The sequence below is a fragment of the Prodigiosinella confusarubida genome, from assembly GCF_002847015.1.
Taxonomy (GTDB): Bacteria; Pseudomonadota; Gammaproteobacteria; order Enterobacterales; family Enterobacteriaceae; genus Prodigiosinella; species Prodigiosinella aquatilis.
On the sequence record NZ_CP025085.1, the window covers coordinates 1,253,561 to 1,279,192 of the forward strand.

General features: G+C 49.2%; 21 protein-coding genes. 17 read left to right on the forward strand and 4 right to left on the reverse strand.

Features of this window, described 5'->3' with window-relative positions; all coding sequences use genetic code 11:
• The first annotated feature begins 91 nt into the window (after nucleotides 1-91).
• A complete protein-coding gene (locus CWC46_RS05825) occupies nucleotides 92-1,420 on the forward strand; it encodes an MFS transporter (RefSeq protein ID WP_021017197.1) in 1,329 nt (442 codons plus the stop codon).
• 582 nt (nucleotides 1,421-2,002) lie between these two features.
• Nucleotides 2,003-3,313 (forward strand): group II intron reverse transcriptase/maturase, encoded by a 1,311-nt coding sequence (gene ltrA, locus CWC46_RS05830; RefSeq protein ID WP_237160209.1) that lies wholly within the window; start codon nucleotides 2,003-2,005, stop codon nucleotides 3,311-3,313.
• 89 nt (nucleotides 3,314-3,402) lie between these two features.
• On the opposite strand, the gene satP is transcribed toward ltrA, so the two are convergent.
• Nucleotides 3,403-3,984 carry an acetate uptake transporter gene (satP, locus tag CWC46_RS05835; protein ID WP_021017195.1) on the reverse strand — a complete coding sequence of 194 codons (582 nt, stop codon included), beginning with the start codon at nucleotides 3,982-3,984 and terminating at the stop codon, nucleotides 3,403-3,405.
• A gap of 362 nt (nucleotides 3,985-4,346) precedes the next feature.
• Here satP and dnaK point away from each other — a divergent pair, with 362 nt between their 5' ends.
• The 4 genes from dnaK to nhaR all read left to right on the forward strand — a co-directional run bounded on the left by dnaK (nucleotide 4,347) and on the right by nhaR (nucleotide 9,830).
• Complete coding sequence (gene dnaK / locus CWC46_RS05840; RefSeq protein ID WP_021017193.1) at nucleotides 4,347-6,269, forward strand: molecular chaperone DnaK; 1,923 nt, start codon at nucleotides 4,347-4,349, stop codon at nucleotides 6,267-6,269.
• Between the two features lie 110 nt (nucleotides 6,270-6,379).
• Complete coding sequence (dnaJ, locus tag CWC46_RS05845) at nucleotides 6,380-7,513, forward strand: molecular chaperone DnaJ (protein WP_021017192.1); 1,134 nt, start codon at nucleotides 6,380-6,382, stop codon at nucleotides 7,511-7,513.
• 224 nt (nucleotides 7,514-7,737) lie between these two features.
• On the forward strand, nucleotides 7,738-8,931 hold the full coding sequence (gene nhaA / locus CWC46_RS05850) for a Na+/H+ antiporter NhaA (RefSeq protein ID WP_021017191.1): 1,194 nt from the start codon (nucleotides 7,738-7,740) through the stop codon (nucleotides 8,929-8,931).
• A gap of 8 nt (nucleotides 8,932-8,939) precedes the next feature.
• Complete coding sequence (gene nhaR / locus CWC46_RS05855) at nucleotides 8,940-9,830, forward strand: transcriptional activator NhaR (protein WP_021017190.1); 891 nt, start codon at nucleotides 8,940-8,942, stop codon at nucleotides 9,828-9,830.
• Nucleotides 9,831-9,908: 78 nt separating this feature from the next.
• Here nhaR and rpsT read toward each other — a convergent pair whose 3' ends face one another.
• Nucleotides 9,909-10,172: a 30S ribosomal protein S20 gene (gene rpsT / locus CWC46_RS05860; protein ID WP_021017189.1), complete on the reverse strand. Its 264-nt coding sequence runs from the start codon at nucleotides 10,170-10,172 to the stop codon at nucleotides 9,909-9,911.
• A 404-nt stretch (nucleotides 10,173-10,576) separates the two neighbouring features.
• Here rpsT and ribF point away from each other — a divergent pair, with 404 nt between their 5' ends.
• The 5 genes from ribF to ispH are packed head-to-tail and all read left to right on the forward strand — an operon-like array spanning nucleotide 10,577 to nucleotide 16,281.
• Entirely contained in the window at nucleotides 10,577-11,518 is a 942-nt protein-coding gene (gene ribF, locus CWC46_RS05870; protein ID WP_021017188.1) for a bifunctional riboflavin kinase/FAD synthetase, read from the forward strand.
• Nucleotides 11,519-11,550: 32 nt separating this feature from the next.
• The gene (ileS, locus tag CWC46_RS05875) at nucleotides 11,551-14,364 is read left to right on the forward strand and encodes an isoleucine--tRNA ligase (RefSeq protein ID WP_021017187.1); all 2,814 of its coding nucleotides are present in this window, start codon (nucleotides 11,551-11,553) and stop codon (nucleotides 14,362-14,364) included.
• The gene (lspA, locus tag CWC46_RS05880; RefSeq protein ID WP_021017186.1) at nucleotides 14,364-14,870 is read left to right on the forward strand and encodes a signal peptidase II; all 507 of its coding nucleotides are present in this window, start codon (nucleotides 14,364-14,366) and stop codon (nucleotides 14,868-14,870) included. The genes ileS and lspA overlap by 1 nt, the downstream gene beginning before the upstream one ends.
• A gap of 3 nt (nucleotides 14,871-14,873) precedes the next feature.
• Complete coding sequence (gene fkpB, locus CWC46_RS05885; protein ID WP_021017185.1) at nucleotides 14,874-15,350, forward strand: FKBP-type peptidyl-prolyl cis-trans isomerase; 477 nt, start codon at nucleotides 14,874-14,876, stop codon at nucleotides 15,348-15,350.
• Nucleotides 15,331-16,281: a 4-hydroxy-3-methylbut-2-enyl diphosphate reductase gene (gene ispH / locus CWC46_RS05890; RefSeq protein WP_021017184.1), complete on the forward strand. Its 951-nt coding sequence runs from the start codon at nucleotides 15,331-15,333 to the stop codon at nucleotides 16,279-16,281. The genes fkpB and ispH overlap by 20 nt, the downstream gene beginning before the upstream one ends.
• A gap of 41 nt (nucleotides 16,282-16,322) precedes the next feature.
• On the opposite strand, the gene CWC46_RS23205 is transcribed toward ispH, so the two are convergent.
• Nucleotides 16,323-16,532, reverse strand: coding sequence for a hypothetical protein (locus CWC46_RS23205; protein ID WP_416354394.1), 210 nt, complete (start codon nucleotides 16,530-16,532; stop codon nucleotides 16,323-16,325).
• Between the two features lie 344 nt (nucleotides 16,533-16,876).
• Between CWC46_RS23205 and dapB the strand changes: the two genes are divergently transcribed.
• The 3 genes from dapB to carB all read left to right on the forward strand — a co-directional run bounded on the left by dapB (nucleotide 16,877) and on the right by carB (nucleotide 22,542).
• Complete coding sequence (gene dapB / locus CWC46_RS05900) at nucleotides 16,877-17,698, forward strand: 4-hydroxy-tetrahydrodipicolinate reductase (RefSeq protein ID WP_021017183.1); 822 nt, start codon at nucleotides 16,877-16,879, stop codon at nucleotides 17,696-17,698.
• A 456-nt stretch (nucleotides 17,699-18,154) separates the two neighbouring features.
• Nucleotides 18,155-19,303: a glutamine-hydrolyzing carbamoyl-phosphate synthase small subunit gene (carA, locus tag CWC46_RS05905; RefSeq protein ID WP_021017182.1), complete on the forward strand. Its 1,149-nt coding sequence runs from the start codon at nucleotides 18,155-18,157 to the stop codon at nucleotides 19,301-19,303.
• A gap of 14 nt (nucleotides 19,304-19,317) precedes the next feature.
• Nucleotides 19,318-22,542, forward strand: a complete 3,225-nt coding sequence (carB, locus tag CWC46_RS05910) for a carbamoyl-phosphate synthase large subunit (protein WP_021017181.1) — start codon at nucleotides 19,318-19,320, stop codon at nucleotides 22,540-22,542.
• Nucleotides 22,543-22,729: 187 nt separating this feature from the next.
• Here the strand turns inward: carB and CWC46_RS05915 are convergent, their stop codons facing one another.
• Nucleotides 22,730-23,344: a LysE family translocator gene (locus CWC46_RS05915; protein ID WP_021017180.1), complete on the reverse strand. Its 615-nt coding sequence runs from the start codon at nucleotides 23,342-23,344 to the stop codon at nucleotides 22,730-22,732.
• A 172-nt stretch (nucleotides 23,345-23,516) separates the two neighbouring features.
• Here CWC46_RS05915 and CWC46_RS05920 point away from each other — a divergent pair, with 172 nt between their 5' ends.
• The 3 genes from CWC46_RS05920 to folA all read left to right on the forward strand — a co-directional run bounded on the left by CWC46_RS05920 (nucleotide 23,517) and on the right by folA (nucleotide 25,347).
• Nucleotides 23,517-24,293 carry a threonine/serine exporter family protein gene (locus CWC46_RS05920; protein ID WP_021017179.1) on the forward strand — a complete coding sequence of 259 codons (777 nt, stop codon included), beginning with the start codon at nucleotides 23,517-23,519 and terminating at the stop codon, nucleotides 24,291-24,293.
• Complete coding sequence (locus CWC46_RS05925) at nucleotides 24,284-24,754, forward strand: threonine/serine exporter (RefSeq protein ID WP_021017178.1); 471 nt, start codon at nucleotides 24,284-24,286, stop codon at nucleotides 24,752-24,754. The genes CWC46_RS05920 and CWC46_RS05925 overlap by 10 nt, the downstream gene beginning before the upstream one ends.
• 110 nt (nucleotides 24,755-24,864) lie before the next feature.
• On the forward strand, nucleotides 24,865-25,347 hold the full coding sequence (gene folA / locus CWC46_RS05930; RefSeq protein WP_021017177.1) for a type 3 dihydrofolate reductase: 483 nt from the start codon (nucleotides 24,865-24,867) through the stop codon (nucleotides 25,345-25,347).
• Nucleotides 25,348-25,632: the final 285 nt, after the last annotated feature.

Consider the following 25,632-nt stretch of genomic DNA (forward strand, 5'->3'; position numbering starts at 1 on the left):
GGTGTATCAAATTTTTGCCGGTATAGTAATTTATTATTTACACTTGTGTCTGTTTTTTTATCTCTGACTCTCTGGTATCGCGCGGTAATTTATGCACTACGAACAGCATCGTCGGTTAAACCGGCAGGACTACAAAACCCTTTCTCTGGCTGCACTAGGCGGAGCCTTGGAGTTTTACGATTTCATCATTTTCGTCTTTTTTGCTGCCGTGATTGGCGACCTCTTTTTCCCGGCAGATATACCTGACTGGCTGCGTCAGGTTCAAACCTTTGGTATTTTTGCAGCAGGTTATCTGGCCAGACCGTTGGGTGGGATCATCATGGCGCACTTTGGCGATTTGGTCGGTCGTAAGAAGATGTTCAGTCTAAGTATCCTCCTGATGGCTCTGCCAACTCTGGGTATGGGGATGTTGCCGACTTATGTGTCAGCGGGGATTGCTGCGCCATTGCTATTGCTGCTAATGCGAGTATTGCAAGGGGCGGCGATTGGCGGCGAAGTGCCAGGGGCATGGGTATTTGTTTCCGAGCATGTTCCCCGTTCGCGTATCGGTATTGCCTGCGGCATACTGACTGCGGGACTGACGCTTGGCATCTTGTTAGGGTCGTTGATTGCGACAGTACTGAACACCGTGATGTTACCGGCACAAATCATCATGGGGGGTTGGCGCATTCCTTTCTTCATTGGTGGGATCTTTGGTCTGGTGGCAATGTATTTACGCCGTTGGCTACAAGAAACACCCATTTTCATGGAAATGCAGGCACACAAAAAGCTGGCTGACGAATTGCCGTTAAAATCCGTGGTGGTCAATCATAGGAAGGCAGTCGTAGTTTCCATGTTGTTAACCTGGATGTTATCTGCGGGAATTGTCGTGGTGATTCTGATGTCCCCTACCTATCTGCAGAAATTGCATGGTATAGCTCCAGCGCTGGCGTTGCAGGCAAATAGCCTGGCAACCATCGCTCTGGCATTAGGGTGTATTACGGCCGGATTGACTATTGATCGTCTCGGTGCCAGTAGGACATTTATTATCGGTAGCCTGTTACTGGCGGTCTGTAGCTGGTTTTTTTACACGAGTGCGGCCAAAGATCATACCCTGTTATTTGTCAGTTATGCGCTGGCTGGATTCAGCGTTGGTATTGTCGGTGCGGTTCCCTATGTGATGGTCAAAGCATTCCCGGCGGAGGTGCGTTTCTCCGGGATTTCGTTCTCCTATAACGTGGCTTACGCTATTTTTGGTGGATTAACCCCTATTTTCGTAACCTTGATTATGAAATTGACGCCGCTGGCTCCTGCATTCTATGTACTGGCATTGTCGGGCGTAGGAGTTTTGTTGGGCATTTATTTGCGACATGATATCCGCAGTGAGGATGAGAGTATTGTCGAGAGCCTGGATAACGTAAGTTCGCCTGCCAGTATTTGACCTGTATATGTAAAAAAACAGGCCCGGTAACCGGACCTGTTTTTTTCTTTGGTGCGCCGGGCACGGCGCGTTGCGCGTGAGCGCAACTGGTTTGGCTATGGGGGTCAAACCGGTGACTTGGCGGTGAAAGTCCTCTACACACCCGGCAAGGGGAAGTGTTAGCCGAACGGCAAGGGTGCTCATCGTGAGGTGGGATCTGAAGGAAGCTGAAGGCAAAATGCTGGTCTGACGAACAGGAAGCAGATTAGGCGGCACAGCGGGGTAAGGCGGCCAATATCGTCAAAGCCCAATACTTGCACGGAACGCTGTGACGTAAATCTGACAGGCATAAGCAGGAAGGTCGCGCGAATTACCCCGGGAGATCTGTTGTTCTGCCACTGTGCTACCGATATCGTGAGGTGTTGGGAGGGAACAACAGAAGTCAGCCGAGGCCGTAGTCGTGATGTAAAACCGGCACCATGAAGGGCTGAACATTGATAACCGTGATTAGGACGCCTTATCTCGATGGACGTTGATGATGCACAAGTGCGGGCAACCGCAGCCCGAACAGAAGGAGGCGAGCGGAGCTCGTGTAGGTATGTTGTGGGTGCTGAAACGTACACGGCGAAAGGTGAGCAAACGAAAACGGAAGTGCCGCTGAGTATGGAAACGGTGATAACCCGAAGCAACTTGATGCTGGCCTACCAGCGAGTCGTGGAGAACAAAGGCGCGGCAGGGGTAGATAACCTGAGCGTTGGTGAACTCAAAGGCTGGCTGAAGCAACATTGGGCAAGCGTCAGAGAGGCTTTATTGCAAGGGAACTATGTCCCGCAGGCGATACGCCAGGTAGAAATCCCCAAGCCAGATGGCGGGGTACGGATACTGGGTATCCCGACGGTAGTAGACAGACTGATCCAGCAAGCTATCCAACAACATCTCACGCCTGATTATGAGCCCGAGTTCTCAGACTCCAGCTACGGCTTCCGACCGGGCCGGAATGCGGGACAGGCAGTGCAACAAGCCCAATCCTATATGCAAAGTGGTCGACGGTGGGTGGTCGATCTGGATCTGGAAAAGTTCTTTGATAGGGTTAACCATGACATCCTGATGGCGCGGTTGAGCTGGAAAATCAAAGACACACGGTTGCTCAAGCTGATCAGGCGATATCTGGAAGCGGACAGGGTCGCGGGGAGTGAAATAACGAGGCGACGGGAAGGTATGCCGCAAGGTAGCCCGCTCTCGCCGTTGTTATCGAACATTTTACTGACGGACCTTGATCGTGAACTGGAGCGGCGAGGCCACAAGTTTTGCCGGTATGCGGACGACGGTAATATCTATGTATGCAGTCGTCAGGCAGGCGAACACGCGATGAAAGAGATAAGCCACTATCTGGAAAATAAACTCAGGTTAAAGGTAAACGCTCATAAAAGCGCGGTGGACAGGCCGTGGAAAAGGAAATTCCTGGGGTACAGTGTCACCCAGCACAAAATAACGAAGTTGAAGATCTCGGAGAGCAGTCTCTCGCGGTTGAAGGATAAAATCCGCAGGCTTACGACGGGAAACAGTTCTCAATCGGTAAAGAGAGTGCTCAGAGAGCTTAATCCGGTGTTGCGGGGCTGGATGAACTACTTTGGACTAACGGAAGTAAAAGGATGCCTGGAAGAGCAGGATGGCTGGATACGACGGAAACTTCGCTGCCTGATATGGAGAAACAGTAAAAGGTCGTATGCCCGAGCAAGAATGCTAATGAGGAGAGGGTTAACAGAGGAGAAAGCGTGGATATCAGCGAGCAATCAACGGGGTCCGTGGTGGAACTCGGGAGCGAGCCACATGAACCATGCGTTCCCGAAGAAGTGGTTCTCAGAAGCGGGATTATTATCACTGCCGGAACTTCAGCGGCAGTTCCAGCGTTAACAATGAACCGCCGTATACGGAACCGTACGTACGGTGGTGTGAGAGGACGGCGGGAGCAATCCCGCCTCCTACTCGATTCAGAATATCTGTCAGTGTGTACCGGAAGACGCGGGGGCACCAATAGGCAGAATAGTCCGTCCCATTTGTTCGTTCACCACTTCAGCCATTGCGAGATAAATTGCACTGGCCCCACAGATAATCCCTTCATAACCAGCAAAAATTATCAATCCATGGTTACCAGTAAAATTACCGATAGCCAACAGTGCAAATAGTAATGTCAGGCTGGCAAATACAAATTGTAATGCGCGATTGGCGCACAGCGTGCCAAAAAACATAAACAGTGTGAAAACACCCCATAGACCAAGGAATACACCCAGGAATTTGGCATCACTGGCTTCTGCCAGACCCATTTTTGGCAGCATGATGATGGCAACCAGTGTTAGCCAAAATGCACCATAAGAAGTAAATGCAGTTACACCGAAAGTATTGCCTTTTTTATACTCCAACATACCAGCCAGGATCTGGGCGATACCGCCATAGAAGATTCCTGTGCTTAAAATAATGGCAGATAGCGAGAAAAAGCCTGCGTTATGCAGGTTTAATAAAACCGTGGTCATCCCAAAACCCATCAGTCCTAACGGACCAGGATTTGCCAGTGTATTTGTATGCATAAATCCTCTTCAATAACAGATTGTCAAAGATGTTTTAACAGATTGTCAAAGGTGTTTTCTGAGGTGTTACGTTTCATTAACATATCGGGTTTGTTCTCTTTTTTTTGTGAGCGCGGCATCATAACGGGAGGGGGGAAGTCGTACAACATCACGAATTGAGAATAATTTGATAGAAAGAGGGAAAAGACCACTTTTTTTCATTGTTGACCCTTGATGCGTGATTTGTTGTCCCCATCTTAACTTCATCCAAAACGGTTTGACCGATTAAGAAGACTATACCGGGTGGTTGAAAAACAGAATTTCGCCCGCATAGTTAGGTTGAACTACCACACCGAATATGACTTTTTAGTGGAGATGTTTAGATGGGTAAGATAATTGGTATCGACTTGGGTACAACCAACTCTTGTGTAGCGATTATGGATGGTACGCAGGTTAAGGTACTGGAAAACAGCGAAGGTGATCGTACTACCCCTTCAATCATTGCTTATACGCAAGACGGTGAAACTCTGGTTGGCCAACCGGCTAAACGTCAGGCGGTGACTAACCCGAAAAATACGCTGTTTGCGATTAAGCGTCTGATTGGTCGTCGTTTTAAAGATGAAGAAGTTCAGCGTGACACCAATATCATGCCGTATAAAATTATTGCGGCAGATAACGGTGACGCCTGGCTGGAAGTGAAAGACCAGAAAATGGCTCCGCCGCAGATTTCAGCTGAAGTGCTGAAGAAAATGAAAAAAACGGCAGAAGACTACCTGGGGGAAGCTGTCACCGAAGCGGTAATTACCGTTCCGGCTTACTTTAACGATGCTCAGCGTCAGGCAACCAAAGATGCTGGTCGTATCGCTGGTCTGGAAGTAAAACGTATCATCAATGAACCAACGGCGGCGGCACTGGCTTATGGCCTGGATAAAGAGGTTGGTAACCGTACTATCGCGGTTTACGATCTAGGCGGTGGTACCTTCGATATTTCCATCATTGAAATCGATGATGTCGACGGCGAAAAAACGTTTGAAGTGTTGGCGACCAATGGTGATACCCATCTGGGTGGTGAAGACTTCGATAGCCTTATGATTAATTATCTGGTCGATGAGTTCAAAAAAGATCAGGGCTTTGACCTGCGTAATGATCCACTGGCCATGCAGCGTCTGAAAGAAGCAGCAGAAAAAGCGAAAATTGAGCTGTCTTCTGCTCAGCAGACCGATGTTAACCTGCCGTACATTACGGCGGATGCCTCTGGTCCTAAACATCTGAATATTAAAGTAACCCGCGCCAAGTTGGAATCACTGGTCGAGAATTTGGTTACCCGAACTCTGGAACCATTGAAAGTGGCATTGCAGGATGCTGGATTGTCAGTTTCTGACATTCAGGATGTGATCCTGGTTGGTGGCCAAACCCGTATGCCGATGGTTCAGAAGAAAGTGGCTGATTTCTTCGGTAAAGAACCGCGTAAAGATGTTAACCCTGACGAAGCGGTAGCGATTGGTGCTGCGGTTCAGGGCGGCGTTCTGGCTGGTGATGTGAAAGACGTGTTGCTGCTGGATGTTTCGCCATTGTCTCTGGGGATTGAAACAATGGGTGGTGTGATGACGGCGCTGATTGCGAAGAACACGACTATCCCGACCAAACACAGCCAAGTGTTCTCAACGGCAGAAGACAATCAGTCCGCAGTGACTATCCATGTGCTGCAAGGGGAACGTAAGCGCGCTCAGGATAACAAGTCACTGGGTCAGTTTAACCTGGATGGTATTCAGCCATCTCCGCGTGGTATGCCGCAGATTGAAGTCACTTTTGACATCGATGCCGATGGTATCCTGCATGTTTCGGCAAAAGACAAGAACAGCGGTCGTGAGCAGAAGATCACTATTAAAGCCTCTTCCGGCTTGAACGAAGAAGAGATCCAGAGCATGGTACGTGATGCAGAAGCCAATGCTGAATCAGATCGCAAGTTCGAAGAATTGGTACAGGCGCGCAATCAGGGTGACCATCTGTTGCACAGTACCCGTAAACAGCTGGAAGAGTCTGGTGATAAACTGGCTGATAGTGATAAGACGGCGATTGATGACGCTCTGAAGGCATTGGAAGGTGCATTGAAATCTGAAGACAAGGCTGATATTGAAGCGAAGATTCAATCACTGGCTGAGGCGTCTACCAAACTGTTGGAAGCGGCGCAGCAACAGCAGGCACAAGCTGGTGCTGACGCAAGTGCAAGTGCTGGTGACAATGCGGCTCATCAGGATGACGATGTTGTCGACGCTGAATTCGAAGAAGTAAAAGACAAGAAATAATCGCCCTTAAGCGGGCACGGTAGCGGTAACTCATACTGTTGCTGGCAACCAAGCACGGGCGTCGGGGAAACTCTACGCCCGTGCACGCATGTTGAGGGCAGGGCAAAAGAATGGCGAAGCAAGATTACTACGAGACGTTAGGTGTTTCCAACAGTGCCGATGAGCGTGAAATCAAGAAGGCTTATAAGCGTTTAGCGATGAAATATCATCCAGATCGCAATCCTGGTGATAAAGGCTCTGAAGCCAAGTTTAAAGAAGTCAAAGAAGCTTATGAAATTTTAACCGATGCGCAGAAACGCGCAGCTTATGACCAGTATGGCCATGCCGCGTTTGAGCAAGGTGGTATGGGCGGTGGCGGTTTCGGTGGTGGTAATGGCGCCGATTTCGGTGATATTTTTGGCGACGTTTTTGGCGATATCTTTGGTGGCAATCGTCGTCAGCGTGCAAGTCGTGGTGCCGATTTACGTTATAATATGGAATTGACGCTAGAAGAGGCTGTTCGTGGCGTCACCAAAGAAATCCGTATCCCCGCGTTGGAAGAGTGTGATGTTTGCCATGGAAGCGGTGCCAAACCCGGCAGTTCGCCAGTAACCTGTCCTACTTGTCATGGCAATGGTCAGGTTCAGATGCGTCAGGGCTTTTTCACGGTTCAGCAGACTTGTCCGCATTGTCATGGTCGTGGAAAAATCATTAAAGATCCCTGCGTGAAATGTCATGGTCACGGGCGTGTAGAGAAAAGCAAAACACTATCGGTTAAAATTCCGGCTGGGGTTGATACCGGTGACCGGATCCGACTTTCTGGTGAGGGTGAGGCGGGGGAGTTTGGCGCTCCAGCCGGAGATTTGTATGTTCAGGTACAGGTCCGGCAACACCCCATCTTCCAGCGTGAAGATAATAACCTATACTGTGAAGTGCCAATAAATTTTGCCATGGCGGCGTTGGGGGGCGAGATTGAAGTCCCTACACTGGATGGGCGTGTAAAACTAAAAGTGCCAGAAGAAACACAGACTGGCAAATTGTTCAGAATGCGTGGTAAAGGCGTTAAATCAGTGCGTGGCGGAGCTCAGGGTGATTTATTGTGCCGTGTTGTGGTAGAAACCCCGGTTAAGCTGAATGAGCGTCAGAGACAACTGTTACAGGAATTGGACGAAAGTTTTGGTGGTCCATCTGGTGAACGGAACAGTCCGCGCTCCAAAAACTTTTTTGAGGGTGTGAAAAAGTTCTTTGATGATTTGACCCGTTAAATCGGTGTTGAATGAAACATAAAACCGGTTGGTGTAAGCCAGCCGGTTTTTTTATCTCTTCGTAAACGTTTTCCGGCATTCTATTTTCTGGAAAGAAACATCGGTTTTCCCGAGTAATAGTTCAATTTAAAACTGCTTTTATCGATAGATGAAGTTACGTAACCTTGTACCTTCATACCAGACGCGATTATCCCTGTTTCTGCCGACCAAGAGAGAAGAATGACATGATCAATATACTTCGGCGTTTTACCAGCCTGGATGCCGCAGCAGGAGTGACTTTAATTGCGGCGACTTTACTGGCGTTGGTAATGGCCAATACGTCTTTCACTGTCGCCGCATATCAATATTTCCTTGAACTGCCGGTGGTTTTCAAACTGGGGGCGCTGGAGATTAATAAGTCACTATTGCTGTGGATCAATGATGGTCTGATGGCCATCTTTTTTCTGATGATAGGGCTTGAGGTAAAGCGTGAATTGATCAGCGGGACACTGGCAAGTCGTAGTCAGGCGTTATTACCTGTAGCAGCGGCTATCGGTGGTATGGTGTTCCCTGCATTGATATTTCTACTGTTTAACGCCTATGACGACCAGACTCGCGCCGGATGGGCAATCCCAGCCGCGACAGACATTGCGTTTGCCGTGGGTATTCTGGTGCTATTGGGAAAGCGCGTACCACCTGGTTTAAAGGTATTTTTGCTGGCGCTGGCGATTATTGATGATCTGGGGGCAATCATCGTTATTGCTATTTTCTATACTCACCAGATCTATTGGCCCGCATTGGCGGGGGCGTTGCTAGCCGTGTTGGCATTGACATATATGAACCAGCAGAACGTACTGAAAACCTCGGCTTATCTGTTGGTCGGTATTGTACTTTGGGTTTGCATTCTGAAATCTGGCATACATGCTACGTTGGCTGGCGTTATTGTGGGTTTCTTCATTCCATTGCAGGCGTCTGATGGCAAACCATCACCAGCGACCTCCCTGGAGCATGGATTGGAGATTTGGGTCTCTTTTCTGATTATTCCGCTGTTTGCTTTTGCCAATGCTGGTATCGGGCTGAAGGGTATTGAACTGGAGAATCTTTTTTCGCCACTGGTTGCAGGTATTTGTGCGGGATTATTACTTGGGAAACCGATTGGCATTTCCCTATGTAGCTGGCTAGTGATAAAGCTGGGATTCGCAAAGTTACCCGTAGGCGTCAATTTCCGCCAGGTCATGGCCGTTTCCATGCTGTGTGGTATCGGATTCACAATGTCGATTTTTATTACGTTGTTGGCATTTAGTGGCGGTGACTCAGCATTTATTCTGTACGCTAAGCTAGGTATTTTGCTGGCTTCATTAGTGGCCGCTGTACTGGGGTACATGACCTTGAGAAACGCATTGCCGTCAGTTGATGATTGCAAAACAGAAGAAGAGTGATTGTTAACATGACTCATATCAATTTTAACCATCTCTATTATTTTTGGCATGTTTGTAAAGCGGGCTCGGTGGCTGGTGCGGCCGGGGCACTGTTTTTAACACCGCAGACTATTACCGGACAGATTAAAACATTGGAGGCGCGTTTACAGGGCCGGTTGTTCAAGCGTAAAGGGCGCGGTCTTGAGCCTACCGAACTAGGGCAATTGGTGTTCCGCTATGCCGACAAGATGTTTGCGCTGAGTCAGGAAATGTTGGATATCGTTAACTATCGCAAGGAATCAAATCTGCTGTTTGATGTCGGCGTCGCTGACGCATTGTCGAAACGACTGGTCAGTCAGGTGTTGGAAACGGTGGTGACTGAACAGGATCATATTCATCTGCGTTGTTTTGAATCCACCCATGAAATGTTACTGGAACAGTTGAGTCAGCATAAACTGGACATGATTCTGTCGGATTGTCCCATTGATTCCAGTCAGCAGGAAGGGTTGTTTTCCCTCAAGCTGGGGGAGTGTGGTGTCAGCTTTTATTGTCGTCAGCCAAAACCAGAACTGCCATTTCCGGCCTGTCTGGAACAACGTCGGTTGTTGATCCCAGGACGGCGAACTATGCTGGGTCGTAAATTATTGAATTGGTTTAATGAAAATAATATTCGAACGGAAATTCTGGGGGAATTTGATGATGCGGCACTGATGACCGCATTTGGCGTACATCATGACGCTATTTTTGTTGCGCCTTCCCTGTATGCCCATGAGATTTACTTGCAGGCAGATATTGTCGAAATAGGCCGTATGGATAATGTGCAGGATGAATACTATGTCATTTTTGCGGAGCGTATGATTCAGCATCCCGCAGTGCAGCGTGTCTGTAACAAAGATTTTTCCGCATTATTTCAGGGCTGAACTTATACCTACCAAAAAATGTGCCCACAAAAAAACCGGCCTGAGCCGGTTTTCTTAGCAAGAATCACGAAAGTGTAATTATTGCATCGCGCCGATTTGAGCGACCAGATTAGATTTATGACGTGCGGCTTTATTTTTGTGAATCAGGCCTTTGCTTGCCTGACGATCCACAATCGGTTGCATATCATTAAACGCTTTCTGTGCTGCTTCTTTATCGCCAGTAGCGATCGCCGCATATACTTTCTTGATGAAAGTACGCATCATGGAGCGACGGCTTGCGTTATGCTTGCGGCGCTTTTCAGACTGTACGGCGCGTTTCTTAGCTGATTTGATATTAGCCAAGGTCCAACTCCCAAATATATTCTATCGAGGACAATTCAAAGGCCGGGGAATATGCCCTTTTAGCCTTCTTTTGTCAATGGATTTGTGCAAATAAGCGCCGTTTGTACGTCAGCGCTTGTTACGTTGTGATGGCGCAGGATTTTAACAGCTTCACGGCAGGGAATACAGTCTTTCACATGATAAATTCGCTATGACAGATGGAATTCACGTTAACACGCTGATCTTTACTAAAAGCCTTTATTGCCGATGGTGTATTTCAGGTGTCATTGTAGCCCAATGTGGAACATGCTCAGGTTATCATCACATGAAATAAAGTGCGCAGATAACAAAAGGCGCGAATCGCGGGTTAACCTTACTCTCTGTACAAGGTATAATCCGCCGATTTCCACATTTTTGAGCCAGTTATGCAGCTAATCCGCGGTATACACAATCTCCAGGCACGCCATTATGGCTGTGTGCTTACTATTGGCAATTTTGATGGTGTCCACCGCGGGCACCAGATCCTGCTCGAACACCTTAAACAGGAAGGGCGGGCCCGTGGTTTACCGGTGATGGTGATGATCTTTGAACCTCAACCGCTGGAGCTGTTTGCGGGAGAAAAAGCCCCGGCCCGTCTAACACGCCTGCGGGACAAGGTCAATTATCTGGCTCAGGCCGGCATTGATTATCTGTTATGTGTGAAGTTTGATTCCCATTTCGCTGCCAATCATGCCCAAACTTTCATCTCCCGCCTGTTGGTTGAAAAACTGGGTGTGAAATTTCTGGTCGTAGGGGATGACTTCCGTTTCGGGGCTGGTCGCGAAGGCGATTTCCTGTTATTACAGAAAGCTGGTCTTGAACTGGGTTTTGACGTTATCAGCACTGCCACTTTTTGCCAGGGTGGCAGAAGAGTCAGTAGTACTGCCGTGCGTGAAGCACTTAGCCAGGACGATCTGGCCCTGGCAGAAGATCTACTGGGGCATCCTTACCGTATTTCCGGGCGCGTAGTACATGGCAATGAGCTGGGAAGAACTATTGGTTTTCCTACCGCTAATTTACCGTTAAAACGACAGGTATCGCCAATAAGCGGTGTCTATGCGGTGAGCGTTTATGGCCTGGGAGAAACGCCGCTACCCGGGGTTGCCAATATTGGCACGCGTCCCACGGTAACGGGAGACAAGCATCAGCAGTTGGAGGTACATCTGCTGGATGTTACGCTGGATCTGTATGGTCGACATATAGATGTAGTAATGCGTAAGAAATTGCGTAATGAACAGCGTTTTGCTTCGATTGATATTCTTAAGCAGCAAATCGCTAATGACGTGGTGGCGGCCCGTGAATTCTTCGGGCTAAAGACACCGGTTTAATTTTTCTAGCCGAAAACGAAATCGAGAATCTAATGAGTGACTATAAGACTACCCTGAATTTGCCGGAAACAGGGTTCCCGATGCGTGGCGATCTGGCCAAGCGCGAACCTGACATGCTGAAACGTTGGTATGAACAGGATTTGTACGGGATTATTCGCAGCGCCAAAAAGGGTAAGAAAACCTTTATTCTTCACGACGGCCCTCCGTATGCGAATGGCAATATTCATATTGGTCACTCAGTTAACAAGATTCTGAAAGACATTATTGTTAAGTCCAAAGGACTCTCCGGTTATGACTCGCCTTATGTTCCGGGCTGGGACTGCCATGGATTGCCGATTGAGCTGAAAGTTGAACAGCTGGTGGGTAAACCGGGAGAAAAAGTCAGTGCAGCGCAGTTCCGTCAGGAATGCCGGAAATATGCAGCAGAACAAGTTGCCGGGCAGAAGAAGGATTTCATCCGTCTTGGGGTTCTGGGTGATTGGGATCATCCGTACCTGACCATGGATTTTAAAACTGAAGCCAATATTATCCGTGCACTCGGCAAAATCATTGATAACGGTCATTTGCATAAAGGCGCGAAACCGGTGCACTGGTGTGCCGATTGTGGTTCTGCACTGGCTGAAGCGGAAGTGGAATATTACGACAAAACGTCACCTTCTATTGATGTGGCTTTCCAGGCTATTGATGCAGCGGCCGTGGCGGCAAAATTTGGTGTTAGTCAAGTAGATGGTCCGCTGTCATTGGTGATCTGGACGACAACGCCCTGGACGCTGCCCGCTAACCGTGCGATTGCGCTGAATGCGGAGTTCAGTTACCAACTGGTCCAGGTTGAAGGCAAGGCATTAATTCTGGCGGCTGATCTGGTTGAGAATGTGATGGCCCGTGTGGGTATTACTCACTGGGTCGTTTTGGGGGATTGTACTGGTAGCGATCTTGAACTGTTACGCTTCCAGCATCCATTCATGGGCTTTGATGTCCCGGTTATTCTTGGTGACCATGTGACGCTGGAGGCGGGTACCGGTGCGGTACACACTGCGGGTGGCCACGGTCCGGACGACTATGTGATCAGCCAGAAATACAATCTGGAAATCGCCAACCCGGTTGGGCCTAACGGCTGTTACCTGAGTGGAACTTACCCCGAACTGGATGGCAAGTTTGTCTTTAAAGCGAACGATCTGATTGTTGAGATCCTGCGTGATAAAGGCGCATTGCTGCATGTAGAAAAACTACTACACAGCTATCCATGCTGCTGGCGTCATAAAACCCCCATCATTTTCCGCGCCACGCCGCAGTGGTTTGTCAGCATGGATCAGAAAGGACTGCGTCAACAATCTCTGGCTGAAATCAAAGGGGTGCAGTGGATCCCGGATTGGGGACAGGCGCGGATTGAAGCGATGGTCGCCAACCGTCCTGACTGGTGTATTTCCCGTCAGCGTACCTGGGGCGTACCAATGTCACTGTTTGTCCACAAGGACACAGAAGTATTGCATCCGCGTACCAGCGAGCTGATTGAGGCGGTTGCCAAACGTGTTGAGCAGGACGGTATTCAAGCCTGGTGGGATCTTGACGCGGCCGAGCTGCTGGGCTCGGAAGCCGCTGATTATGTGAAAGTCCCTGACACGCTTGACGTGTGGTTTGACTCCGGTTCCACACATGCTTCGGTAGTGGATGTGCGCCCTGAGTTTGCCGGTCACGCTGCCGATATGTATCTGGAAGGTTCTGACCAGCACCGCGGCTGGTTTATGTCTTCACTGATGATTTCCACGGCGATTAAAGGCAAAGCGCCTTATCGGCAGGTATTGACTCATGGTTTCACCGTGGATGGTCAGGGACGCAAGATGTCGAAATCCATCGGCAATACGGTGAGCCCACAGGCGGTGATGGACAAACTGGGTGCGGATATTCTTCGACTGTGGATCGGGTCTACTGATTACTCGGGTGAGATCGCCGTTTCTGATGAAATTCTGAAACGTTCAGCTGATGCCTATCGCCGTATCCGCAACACGGCCCGCTTCCTGCTGGCCAATCTAAATGGTTTCGACCCCGTACAGCACATGGTGCAGCCGCAGGATATGGTGGTTCTGGACCGTTGGGCCGTGGGATGTGCGCAAGCTGCACAAAAGGAAATTGTCGAAGCGTATGAAAGTTACGATTTCCATCGGGTAGTACAACGTCTGATGCAGTTCTGCTCGATTGAGATGGGTTCTTTCTATCTTGATATCATCAAGGATCGTCAGTACACCGCGCAAAGTGACAGTGTGGCACGCCGCAGTTGTCAGACTGCGCTGTATCATATTGCTGAAGCGTTGGTACGTTGGATGGCTCCGATCATGTCCTTTACGGCCGATGAAATCTGGGGGTATCTGCCAGGCAAACGTGCGCAGTATGTCTTTACCGAAGAGTGGTATGACGGCCTGTTTGGATTGGACAGTGCCGAAACCATGAATGACGCTTTCTGGGATGAAATATTGAAAGTGCGTTCGGAAGTGAACAAAGTGATTGAGCAAGCGCGTAACGATAAACGTATTGGTGGTTCGCTGGAAGCGTCTGTCACGTTGTATGCCGATGCTGAATTAGCTGACAAACTGAACCGTTTGCAGCGAGAACTGCATTTTGCCCTGCTGACATCCAAAGCGGTGGTGGCACTTTACGAAGATGCACCTGCACAGGCACAACAGAGTGAATTATCGGGCCTGAAAATTGTCCTCAGTAAAGCTGAAGGGGATAAGTGCCCGCGTTGTTGGCATTATGAGTCGGATATCGGTACCCATGCCGAATATCCTGAAATTTGTGGTCGCTGCGCGACCAATATTGGCGGCAATGGCGAAGAGCGTAAATTTGTCTGATGAGTAAATCAATTGGAGCAAGCGGCCTGCGTTGGCTATGGCTGACGCTGGTGGTTCTTGTGGTCGACCTCGGCAGCAAGCAGTGGGTAATGACCCATTTCCAACTGGGTGAGTCGCTATCACTGGTGCCGTTTTTCAACCTGACTTATGCCCATAATCTGGGGGCGGCGTTCAGCTTTCTGGCCGATAAAGGTGGCTGGCAACGTTGGCTTTTTGCCGTAATCGCATTGGCAATCACGGTAACGTTACTGGTCTTTATGTACCGTTCAGACGGGCGTCATAAGCTGAATAATATTGCCTATGCACTGATCATTGGCGGTGCAATCGGCAATCTCTCTGATCGTCTGGTGCACGGTTATGTTATCGATTTTATTGATTTTCATGTCAATAATTGGCATTACCCGATCTTCAATCTGGCAGATACGTCTATTTGTATCGGTGCTTTGCTGATTGTGCTGGAAGGCTTTTTTATTTCGCCAGAGAAGAAGGGTGCAAAGGATAAATAGCGCATGGTACAACAAGTGCAAGCTAACAGTGCAGTGCTGGTCCATTTCACTCTGACACTGGAAGAGGGTTCAGTGGCTGAGGATACCCGTGCAAGCGGTAAACCAGCGCTGTTCCGGCTGGGAGACGACAGTCTGTCGACTGAATTGGAGCAGCAACTGCTGGGTTTACAGGCAGGGGATACGAGTCAGTTCAGCTTGTCACCGGAGTCTGCTTTCGGTCCTTCAAATCCTGATTTGGTTCAGTTCTTCCTACGTCGTGATTTTGCGCAGACCGGTGTACCTGAAGTCGGTACGATCATGTTGTTCAGCGGCGTAGGTGGCGATGATATGCCGGGTATTATCCGTGAGGTGGCAGAGGAATCCATTACTGTGGATTTCAACCACCCGCTGGCCGGGCATACTGTTACTTTTGATGTGGAAGTTCTGGCTGTTGATCCGCCCGCACAGCAGGAGGTGGGTCATGAAAATATTGTTAGCTAACCCGCGTGGTTTCTGTGCGGGCGTCGATCGTGCTATCAGCATTGTTGAGCGGGCACTGGAAGTGTATGGCGCACCGATTTATGTTCGTCATGAAGTTGTGCATAACCGCTATGTGGTGGATGGATTGCGGGAACGTGGTGCAATTTTTATTGAGCAGATTGAGGACGTGCCTGATGGGGCGATTTTGATCTTTTCTGCACATGGCGTTTCTCAATCAGTACGCACCGAAGCGAAAAACCGTGATCTCACCGTTTTTGATGCCACCTGTCCACTGGTGACCAAAGTGCATATGGAGGTGGCTCGTTCCAGTCGGAAAGGGACGGAAGCCATTCTGATCGGTCACGCAGGTCACCCTGAAGTGGAAGGCACCATGGGGCAATATAATAACCCTGATGGTGGAATGTATCTGGTTGAAGGGCCGGATGATGTCTGGAAATTGCAGGTGAAGGATGAAGCCAACCTGTGCTTTATGACGCAAACCACGTTATCGGTAGATGATACGTCTGCGGTGATTGATGCATTGCGTGAACGCTTCCCGTTGATTATCGGCCCACGTAAAGATGACATATGCTATGCGACGACCAATCGTCAGGAAGCGGTCAGGAGTCTGGCTGCGCAAGCTGATGTGGTGCTGGTGGTGGGGTCGAAAAACTCTTCCAATTCCAATCGTCTGGCGGAGTTGGCGCAGCGAGTGGGTAAGCCTTCTTACCTGATTGATTTTGCTGACGATATCAAGGAAAAATGGTTCAAGGGTGTGGCTTGTGTCGGGGTGACCGCGGGCGCTTCGGCACCGGATATTCTGGTTCAGCAGGTTGTGAAACGCTTACAATCACTGGGTGGGCAGGGTGCGGTTGAAATGCAAGGCTGTGAAGAAAACATTGTTTTTGAAGTGCCTAAAGAACTGCGTATATCGGTGAAGCGAGTCGACTGATTACATGAGCAGGCAGAGTCTGCCTGCTCTTGGTGACCTATTTATATGTGCCGCTTTGCCCGGTATATATGTTCTGGTCGTCCTACTCTACCGTATATGATTTTCGCTTCCAGTAAGCTTCCTTTGACGCCATATTCCAGATAACGTCGTGCCGTAGTCTGACTACTTCCCAAAATGTTTGCCAGCGTCCCGGTTGTGTGTTCCTGATCGCGCCTTTCAAATAATTCCCGTACTTTCTGCAATGTGCCTATATCTAATCTTTTAGGAAGCTGTCGTCAGCTTAGCCCCGGCGGGAGTGCGGACTGCGACACTTTTTTATCGTAGTTTTCGTCGGGAAACCCGTCTGCTGATGTTATCTGGAAAATGAATGATTATGCGTTATCGGGTATGGGCTGGTGTTATTTCCATCAGGTTTGATAAAACCGGACTCTGGACTCGGCAGCTAAACTCTTTCTGTTTCCCTTATCGTTTTTTCTGATTCCATTGCCTTTCTGACATAATTTCCTTATTGGCGATAAATCTGCTGGTGATAGTTCGTGGGGCTCGGTTACCCTGATGTTATGTCATGCTGAATTTTATTGAAGAGAGAGAAAATATGAAGGATACATCAATTCGTATTGCGGTTGCTGGCGCTGGCGGCCGTATGGGTCGCCAACTGATTCAGGCTGTTGAGCAAATGACAGGTGTTGTGTTAGGTGCCGCATTGGAGCGCCCGGGATCGTCTCTGATTGGCGTGGATGCCGGAGAACTGGCGGGATTGGGAAAACTGAATGTTGCGGTTTCCGGCAGTCTCGATGCCATAAAGGATGATTTCGATGTTCTGATCGATTTTACTCGTCCTGAAGGCACGCTTACTCATTTGGCGTTTTGCCGCCAGCATGCCAAATCCATGATTATTGGTACTACGGGTTTTGATGAACAGGGCAAAGACGCTATCCGGCAAGCAGCGGCGGATATTGGTATCGTTTTTGCCGCTAATTTCAGTGTCGGCGTTAATGTCATGCTCAAGCTACTGGAGAAGACGGCGAAAGTGATGGGTGATTACACCGATATTGAAATCATCGAGGCGCATCACCGCCATAAAGTAGATGCTCCGTCTGGTACTGCACTGGCAATGGGTGAGGCAATCGCTGGTGCATTGGGACGTTCTCTAAAGGATTGTGCGGTTTATACACGTGAAGGGTATACCGGTGAACGCGACCCAAAAAGCATTGGTTTCGCCACCGTGCGTGCCGGGGACATTGTGGGAGAACACACGGCAATGTTTGCTGATGTTGGTGAGCGTATAGAGATAACCCACAAGGCTTCCAGTCGCATGACATTCGCAAATGGCGCTGTTAGGGCGGCATTATGGTTAAATGCTCATAATTATGGTCTTTTTGATATGAAAGATGTGCTTGGTTTGGATGATTTGTGATATTTATCATTCTACATTAACTTATATTATTTTGATTTATATGACGAATATTTAATATTCGTCATATTATGTGTTTTTTTATTCATTTCTTTATAAATGAATTTAAATGATATTGTTTATTCGACTTTAGTGGGCTTTTGGGCTGGTTTTTTCCCTTAATTTTCTCTTTCTGGTCGAGTGTGGTAGTTTATTATTCAGATTTTGACTCATCCTCTCTGGCAACCGTTTACTTATGTTACTTGATCTGTATTTTTATCGATGTGAAAGCATATTCTTGACCGAAGCTGTAAAAATAATACAGAAAAAGTCGGTTTGAGTGGACAAGCTATCACACCATCATTAAAATGCGCCCAATTTGCCGAAAATTTGCCTTACAGGTGGTTTTTGCATTGATTTAGGTCGTTAAATCTGAATTAATATGCAAGTAACATGATTTTTTATTCCTTGGAGGGTGTTTTGATTAAGTCAGCGCTATTGGTTCTGGAAGACGGAACCCAATTCCACGGTCGGGCCATAGGGGCAGAAGGAACGGCAGTGGGGGAAGTGGTCTTCAATACGTCGATGACCGGTTATCAAGAAATCCTTACTGATCCCTCCTATTCCCGCCAGATTGTTACTCTCACTTATCCACATATTGGTAATGTTGGTACTAATGCCAGCGATGAAGAGTCTTCTTCTATTCATGCCCAGGGGTTAGTGATTCGGGATTTACCGCTAATTGCCAGTAACTACCGCAGTGAAGAAAACCTTTCTGAGTATCTTAAACGTCATAACATTGTCGCTATTGCGGATATTGATACCCGTAAACTGACGAGATTGCTGCGTGAAAAAGGTGCTCAGAACGGTTGTATTATTGCGGGTGATGCGCCGGATGCGGCGCTGGCACTGGAAAAGGCCAAGGCGTTTCCTGGCCTGAAAGGGATGGATCTGGCAAAAGAAGTCACTACTCGGGAACATTATTCCTGGTCGCAGGGCAGTTGGACATTGGAAGGCGAATTGCCTGCGGCAAAAGACAATAGCGATCTGCCCTATCATGTGGTGGCGTATGACTACGGTGTGAAGCGCAATATTCTGCGTATCCTGGTAGACCGTGGCTGCCGTCTGACCGTGGTTCCTGCACAAACCTCCGCTGAGGATGTGCTGAAACTGAATCCTGATGGGGTTTTCCTGTCTAACGGTCCTGGGGATCCGGAACCCTGTGACTATGCTATCAGGGCGATTAAAACCCTCCTGGAAACTGATATCCCGGTGTTTGGTATCTGCCTGGGCCATCAGTTGCTGGCACTGGCAAGTGGTGCCAAGACGATCAAGATGAAATTCGGGCACCACGGTGGCAACCATCCGGTGAAAGACCTTGATGCCGATCGTGTTATGATCACGGCACAAAACCACGGTTTTGCCGTTGATGAAACGTCTTTGCCTGCCACCTTGCGCACAACGCACAAATCCTTGTTCGATGGCTCTCTGCAAGGGATTCACCGTACCGATAAACCAGCGTTCAGTTTTCAGGGGCATCCAGAAGCCAGTCCCGGCCCACATGATGCTGCGCCGTTGTTCGACCACTTTATCGAATTGATTCAGACTTACCGTTCTTCAGCTAAATAATCAGGAGCGAGAAAATGCCAAAACGTACAGATATTAAAAGCATCCTGATTCTTGGCGCCGGCCCGATTGTTATCGGTCAGGCGTGTGAATTTGACTACTCTGGCGCACAAGCGTGCAAGGCGCTGCGCGAAGAAGGGTATCGCGTTATTCTGGTCAACTCCAATCCCGCCACTATCATGACCGACCCGGAAATGGCTGATGCGACATACATTGAGCCGATTCACTGGGAAGTGGTGCGTAAAATCATTGAAAAAGAGCGCCCGGATGCCGTATTACCAACCATGGGAGGACAGACGGCACTGAACTGCGCGCTGGAACTGGAACGTCGTGGTGTGCTGGAAGAATTTAGTGTCACCATGATTGGTGCTACCGCCGATGCCATCGACAAGGCGGAAGATCGTCGCCGTTTCGATATCGCCATGAAATCGATTGGCCTGGAAACTGCCCGTTCCGGTATCGCTCACAATATGGATGAAGCATTGGCTGTGGCGGCAGATGTGGGTTTCCCCTGTATTATTCGCCCCTCTTTCACTATGGGGGGAAGCGGTGGCGGTATTGCCTACAACCGTGAAGAGTTTGAGGAAATCTGTACCCGTGGCCTGGATTTATCACCAACCAGTGAGTTGTTGATCGATGAATCTCTCATCGGTTGGAAAGAGTATGAAATGGAAGTGGTGCGGGATAAAAACGACAACTGTATCATTGTCTGTTCGATTGAAAACCTGGATCCCATGGGTATTCATACCGGTGACTCCATCACGGTTGCACCCGCGCAAACACTGACGGATAAAGAGTACCAGATCATGCGTAACGCCTCGATGGCGGTACTGCGTGAAATCGGCGTGGAAACCGGCGGTTCTAACGTGCAATTCGCGGTGAATCCAAAAACGGGTCGTCTGATCATCATCGAGATGAATCCACGCGTTTCCCGTTCTTCGGCGCTGGCGTCAAAAGCGACTGGCTTCCCGATTGCCAAAATCGCCGCCAAACTGGCGGTAGGTTACACGCTGGATGAATTGATGAATGACATTACCGGTGGTCGTACACCGGCGTCATTTGAACCCTCAATTGACTACGTGGTGACTAAAATCCCACGGTTTAATTTCGAAAAATTTGCTGGCGCTAATGACCGCCTCACCACACAGATGAAATCGGTCGGTGAAGTCATGGCGATTGGGCGTACGCAGCAGGAATCACTACAGAAAGCATTGCGCGGGCTGGAAGTCGGCGTATCGGGTTTTGACCCGAAAGTGGATCTGGACGATCCTGAAGCACTCACTAAAATCCGCCGTGAGCTGAAAGATGCCGGTGCGGAGCGTATCTGGTATCTGGCGGATGCATTCCGCGCAGGGATGTCCGTGGATGGTGTCTTCAACCTGACCAATATTGACCGTTGGTTCCTGGTGCAGATTGAAGAACTGGTACGTCTGGAAGAACAGGTCGCGGAGCAGGGCGCTAATGGGCTGACGCCGGAATTCCTGCGTCTGCTGAAACGCAAAGGCTTCGCCGACATACGTCTGGCCAAACTGGCGGGTGTGGCAGAGGGTGAAATTCGCAAGTTACGTAATAAGTACAATCTGCACCCGGTTTATAAACGAGTGGATACCTGTGCGGCCGAATTTGCGACCGATACGGCTTATCTGTACTCCACTTATGATGATGAGTGTGAAGCCAATCCCAACCAGGACCGCGAAAAAATCATGGTACTGGGTGGTGGCCCGAACCGTATCGGCCAGGGCATCGAATTTGACTACTGTTGCGTGCATGCTTCACTGGCACTGCGTGAAGATGGTTATGAAACCATCATGGTCAACTGTAACCCGGAAACGGTTTCTACTGACTATGACACCTCTGATCGTCTGTATTTTGAACCGGTAACGCTGGAAGATGTGCTGGAAATCGTGCGCATCGAGAAACCGAAAGGCGTTATTGTGCAGTACGGTGGGCAGACCCCGCTGAAGTTGGCGAGAGCGCTGGAAGCCGCAGGTGTACCGATTATCGGTACCAGCCCGGACGCCATCGACCGTGCGGAAGACCGTGAGCGTTTCCAGCAGGCTGTGAACCGTCTTGGTCTTAAGCAGCCGGCTAATGCCACGGTAGCAACCATTGAACAGGCGGTGGAAAAAGCGACCGGTATTGGTTATCCGTTGGTAGTTCGCCCTTCTTATGTGCTGGGTGGTCGTGCAATGGAAATTGTTTACGACGAAATCGACTTGCGTCGTTATTTCCAGAATGCAGTCAACGTATCCAATGATGCACCGGTACTGCTGGATCATTTCCTGGATGATGCAATAGAAGTGGATGTGGATGCTATCTGCGACGGTGAGCGCGTATTGATCGGCGGCATCATGGAGCACATTGAACAGGCTGGTGTGCATTCTGGTGACTCGGCATGTTCATTGCCTGCCTATACGCTAAGCAAGGAAATTCAGGATGTGATGCGTCAGCAGGTGGAAAAACTGGCGTTTGAACTGTCGGTGCGTGGGCTGATGAATGCCCAGTTCGCCGTGAAGAACAACGAAGTGTATCTGATTGAAGTAAACCCGCGCGCCGCACGTACTGTCCCGTTTGTCTCGAAAGCAACTGGCGTTCCGCTGGCAAAAATCGCGGCCCGGGTGATGGTCGGCCAAACACTGGTGGATCAGGGAATAACCAAAGAGGTGATTCCACCGTACTACTCAGTGAAAGAAGTGGTGCTGCCGTTCAATAAATTCCCGGGTGTTGACCCGATTCTGGGGCCGGAAATGCGCTCTACCGGTGAAGTGATGGGTGTCGGTCGTACTTTCGCCGAAGCCTTTGCCAAAGCCATGCTGGGCAGTAATTCGCCGATGAAGAAAACCGGGCGGGCACTGTTATCTGTGCGCGAAGGTGATAAGGAACGCGTGGTAGATTTGGCTGCCAAGCTACTCAAGAACGGCTTTGAGCTGGATGCGACTCACGGTACGGCGATTGTGCTGGGTGAAGCGGGTATCAATCCGCGTCTGGTAAACAAGGTGCACGAAGGTCGTCCACATATTCAGGATCGCATCAAAAACGGTGAATATACTTACATTGTGAATACGACCGCTGGCCGTCAGGCTATCGAGGATTCCAAGCTGATTCGCCGTAGCGCTTTGCAATACAAAGTACACTACGATACGACCATGAACGGTGGCTTTGCTACGGCGATGTCACTCAATGCTGATCCGACGGAGCAGGTTATTTCCGTACAGGAAATGCATGCCAAGATTAAAGGTTAATGTCAGTTCATTGTCTGTCGCTGATTTATCCCGGCATCAGCCGGGATTCAGATAATCAACGTGTTGAGTGTAAGCAATAGGTCTCTGCTTTCTCAGCATGCAACCGATTTAAGTAATGAAACTCGGTAGTTGACGACAAGGTAGTCACCCAAAAAACCAGTCAAGGAAGCCTGACTGGTTTTTTCTGTTAGCTTAGAGCGACTTTGATACCCAAGGTAATCAGAATCCCTCCTAGCACTTTATCAACCACTTTCTGTGCTTTAGCCAGGCCGTAGCGAACCGGTTCACTCTGAATCAAGATGACCAGCAGAGGCCACCAGATAACCGCCAGTATCCAGATAATAGCGGCATACCACAGTTTTTCACCCATGCTAGAGTTTAGGCTGAGTACTTGGGTAAAGACAGAAAGAAAAAACAGAGTGGCTTTCGGATTCAACAGGTTGCAGAGATATCCCTGCAAAAAGGCTTTTTTCAGGCTGACGCGTTGTGGTGTTAACTGGGTGAGATCCATTTTGCTGCCACCATGGGAAATCAGCGCCTGAATGCCAATCCAAATCAGGTAAATGGCACCGGCGTATTTCAGCAAATCAAATAGCCAGGGGGTTGTGGTGATAACGACCGCCAGCCCGGCGACACAATAGGCCATGTGGGTCGCTACGCCGCAAATAACGCCGAGTGCGGTGACTATCGCTGCCAATCGGGGATAACGTGCCGCATTTTTAATGACCAGAAAGAAATCCGGGCCGGGAGACAGCATTCCCAGCGTGGCAATGGTTGCAACAAACAGCGACATTTCAAGCATGATGTATCCTGTAATGCGAGAGAAAGCGGGTAAATTGCAAGAATAATACCTCCGAGGGTATTTATTCGCATCATCATTATTGGCTATTTGCCCGCAATATGGTAACAAGAAGCCTTGTTTTATTTATGGTTATAACGTGGCTGTTTCAGTGAATCAGGGTCGGGAAAATGACATGGTAAGTGAAACCACACGACAGCGGGAAGTTACCCGGTTGTGTATTCAATGTGCACTGTTGTTGTTACAGCATGGTGCGGAAAGTATGCTCGTGGAGCAATTATCCTCACGGTTAGGCGTTGCGCTGGGTGTGGATAGTGTAGAAAGCTCGATCTCAGCGAATGCTATTGTGCTCACAACCATTATGGACGGACATTGTTTGACCTCCACACGTAAAAACGTGGATCGTGGTATCAATATGCATGTGGTTACCGAAGTGCAGCATGTGGTTATCATGGCGGAACATAAACTGCTGGATGTGGGGAGTGTGCATAAGCGTTTCAATAACATTAAACCGCTGCGTTACCCACGTTGGCTGATGGTAACCATCGTGGGGCTCTCCTGCGGCTGTTTCAGTCGTTTAAATGGTGGTGGCTGGGATGCGGTTCTGGTGACCTTGATTGCCAGTGGTCTTGCTATGTATGTTCGCCAGATATTGACCAGCCGACATCTGAACCCGCTGATTAACTTCTGTGTTACCGCGTTTGTGGCAACGTCGGCCTCGGGGTTATTGATGCGGTTGCCTGGATTACAGCACTCATCAGCGGTGGCGATGGCTGCCAGCGTATTGTTGCTGGTTCCGGGTTTTCCGCTGATTAACGCCGTGGCGGATATGTTTAAAGGGCATATAAATACTGGTCTGGCACGCTGGGCGATGGCCAGTTTACTGACGCTGGCAACCTGTATTGGTGTGGTGATGGCAATGTCGGTGTGGGGGTTTCACGGATGGTCCTGAATCTGTTGTGGGCGTTATTGCAGGATATGATTCTGGCAGCGGTTCCGGCGCTGGGTTTTGCCATGGTATTTAATGTACCGATAAAAGCGTTGCGCTACTGTGCATTACTCGGAGCACTAGGACACGGCGCCCGTTTCCTGATGATCCATTTTGGGGCGCCGATTGAGTGGGCTTCGTTTTTGGCGTCAATCATGATCGGTATCATCGGGATTCGCTGGTCGCGCTGGTTACTGGCGCATCCAAAAGTGTTCACCGTCGCTGCGGTCATTCCCATGTTCCCGGGAATTCCGGCCTATACCGCGATGATTTCGGTAGTCGAACTGTCCCATCTGGGCTACAGCGAAGTGCTGATGCAAACACTGATGACCAATTTTCTGAAGGCCAGCTTTATTGTCGGTGCGCTGTCTATCGGGTTATCACTGCCGGGTCTCTGGCTGTATCGCAAGCGCCCAGGAGTGTGATTCGTTCAGAGCACTCTTATATTCTCTCTGGGTCCAGCAACCATCTCGACGCATGAACAGGCTTTCCGTATAGTGGCTTCAATTTTGTAGCCTATAGGGTTGGTTTTACCATGGTAATTAGTTTGATTGCCGCGTTGGCAGTGGACCGTGTTATCGGTATGGAAAACGCCATGCCGTGGCATCTACCTGCCGATCTGGCGTGGTTTAAGCGCAATACATTGAATAAGCCCATCATTATGGGGCGCAATACTTTCCGTTCTATTGGTCAGCCGCTACCGGGAAGATGCAATATCGTGGTCAGTAACCATCCGGTGGATGATGCCCGTGTGACTTGGGTGACATCCATTGATGCCGCGTTGGCTGCGGCAGGTAATGTAGACGAAGTGATGGTGATCGGCGGTGGCAATATTTATCGTCAGATGCTGCCTCAAGCGGATCGACTGTACCTGACGCATATCGATGCAGAGGTGGAAGGAGACACTCATTTCCCTGATTATGAGCCTGATGAGTGGATCTCCACTTTCAGTGAATTCCATGATGCTGATGAGCATAATTCTCACAGTTACTGTTTTGAAATTCTCGAACGTCGCTAAGTATTGCAGACATTTTCTTGCTAAACCCGCTCACTGAAGTGGGTGAGTTTGATGGCAAAGTCTATATAGCGGCGATAATGAGACGATCGTAAAGGCGCTGCAAGTACCTCCCTGTAAGCTCAAGCCGCGCCATCCCTGGCGCGGATGCTTTACTCCTCTTCCTTACTATCACCGTTCTGACGCGATACATAGGTTTGTCAACGGTCTGACCCGCTCACTGAAGCGGGTTTTTCTTTTGTTGTCTAAATCTTTCTAAATGTAACATTTTGGTCACAATTAGCCCTT

Excerpts from the sequence above, each read along its gene's own strand:
- CWC46_RS05825 (WP_021017197.1), top strand. The coding sequence starts at position 92 with ATGCACTACGAACAGCATCGTCGGTTAAACCGGCAGGACTACAAAACC.
- satP (WP_021017195.1), bottom strand. The coding sequence starts at position 3,984 with ATGCATACAAATACACTGGCAAATCCTGGTCCGTTAGGACTGATGGGT.
- dnaK (WP_021017193.1), top strand. The coding sequence starts at position 4,347 with ATGGGTAAGATAATTGGTATCGACTTGGGTACAACCAACTCTTGTGTA.
- dnaJ (WP_021017192.1), top strand. The coding sequence starts at position 6,380 with ATGGCGAAGCAAGATTACTACGAGACGTTAGGTGTTTCCAACAGTGCC.
- nhaA (WP_021017191.1), top strand. The coding sequence starts at position 7,738 with ATGATCAATATACTTCGGCGTTTTACCAGCCTGGATGCCGCAGCAGGA.
- nhaR (WP_021017190.1), top strand. The coding sequence starts at position 8,940 with ATGACTCATATCAATTTTAACCATCTCTATTATTTTTGGCATGTTTGT.
- ribF (WP_021017188.1), top strand. The coding sequence starts at position 10,577 with ATGCAGCTAATCCGCGGTATACACAATCTCCAGGCACGCCATTATGGC.
- ileS (WP_021017187.1), top strand. The coding sequence starts at position 11,551 with ATGAGTGACTATAAGACTACCCTGAATTTGCCGGAAACAGGGTTCCCG.
- lspA (WP_021017186.1), top strand. The coding sequence starts at position 14,364 with ATGAGTAAATCAATTGGAGCAAGCGGCCTGCGTTGGCTATGGCTGACG.
- fkpB (WP_021017185.1), top strand. The coding sequence starts at position 14,874 with ATGGTACAACAAGTGCAAGCTAACAGTGCAGTGCTGGTCCATTTCACT.
- ispH (WP_021017184.1), top strand. The coding sequence starts at position 15,331 with ATGAAAATATTGTTAGCTAACCCGCGTGGTTTCTGTGCGGGCGTCGAT.
- dapB (WP_021017183.1), top strand. The coding sequence starts at position 16,877 with ATGAAGGATACATCAATTCGTATTGCGGTTGCTGGCGCTGGCGGCCGT.
- carB (WP_021017181.1), top strand. The coding sequence starts at position 19,318 with ATGCCAAAACGTACAGATATTAAAAGCATCCTGATTCTTGGCGCCGGC.
- CWC46_RS05915 (WP_021017180.1), bottom strand. The coding sequence starts at position 23,344 with ATGCTTGAAATGTCGCTGTTTGTTGCAACCATTGCCACGCTGGGAATG.
- CWC46_RS05920 (WP_021017179.1), top strand. The coding sequence starts at position 23,517 with ATGGTAAGTGAAACCACACGACAGCGGGAAGTTACCCGGTTGTGTATT.
- CWC46_RS05925 (WP_021017178.1), top strand. The coding sequence starts at position 24,284 with ATGGTCCTGAATCTGTTGTGGGCGTTATTGCAGGATATGATTCTGGCA.
- folA (WP_021017177.1), top strand. The coding sequence starts at position 24,865 with ATGGTAATTAGTTTGATTGCCGCGTTGGCAGTGGACCGTGTTATCGGT.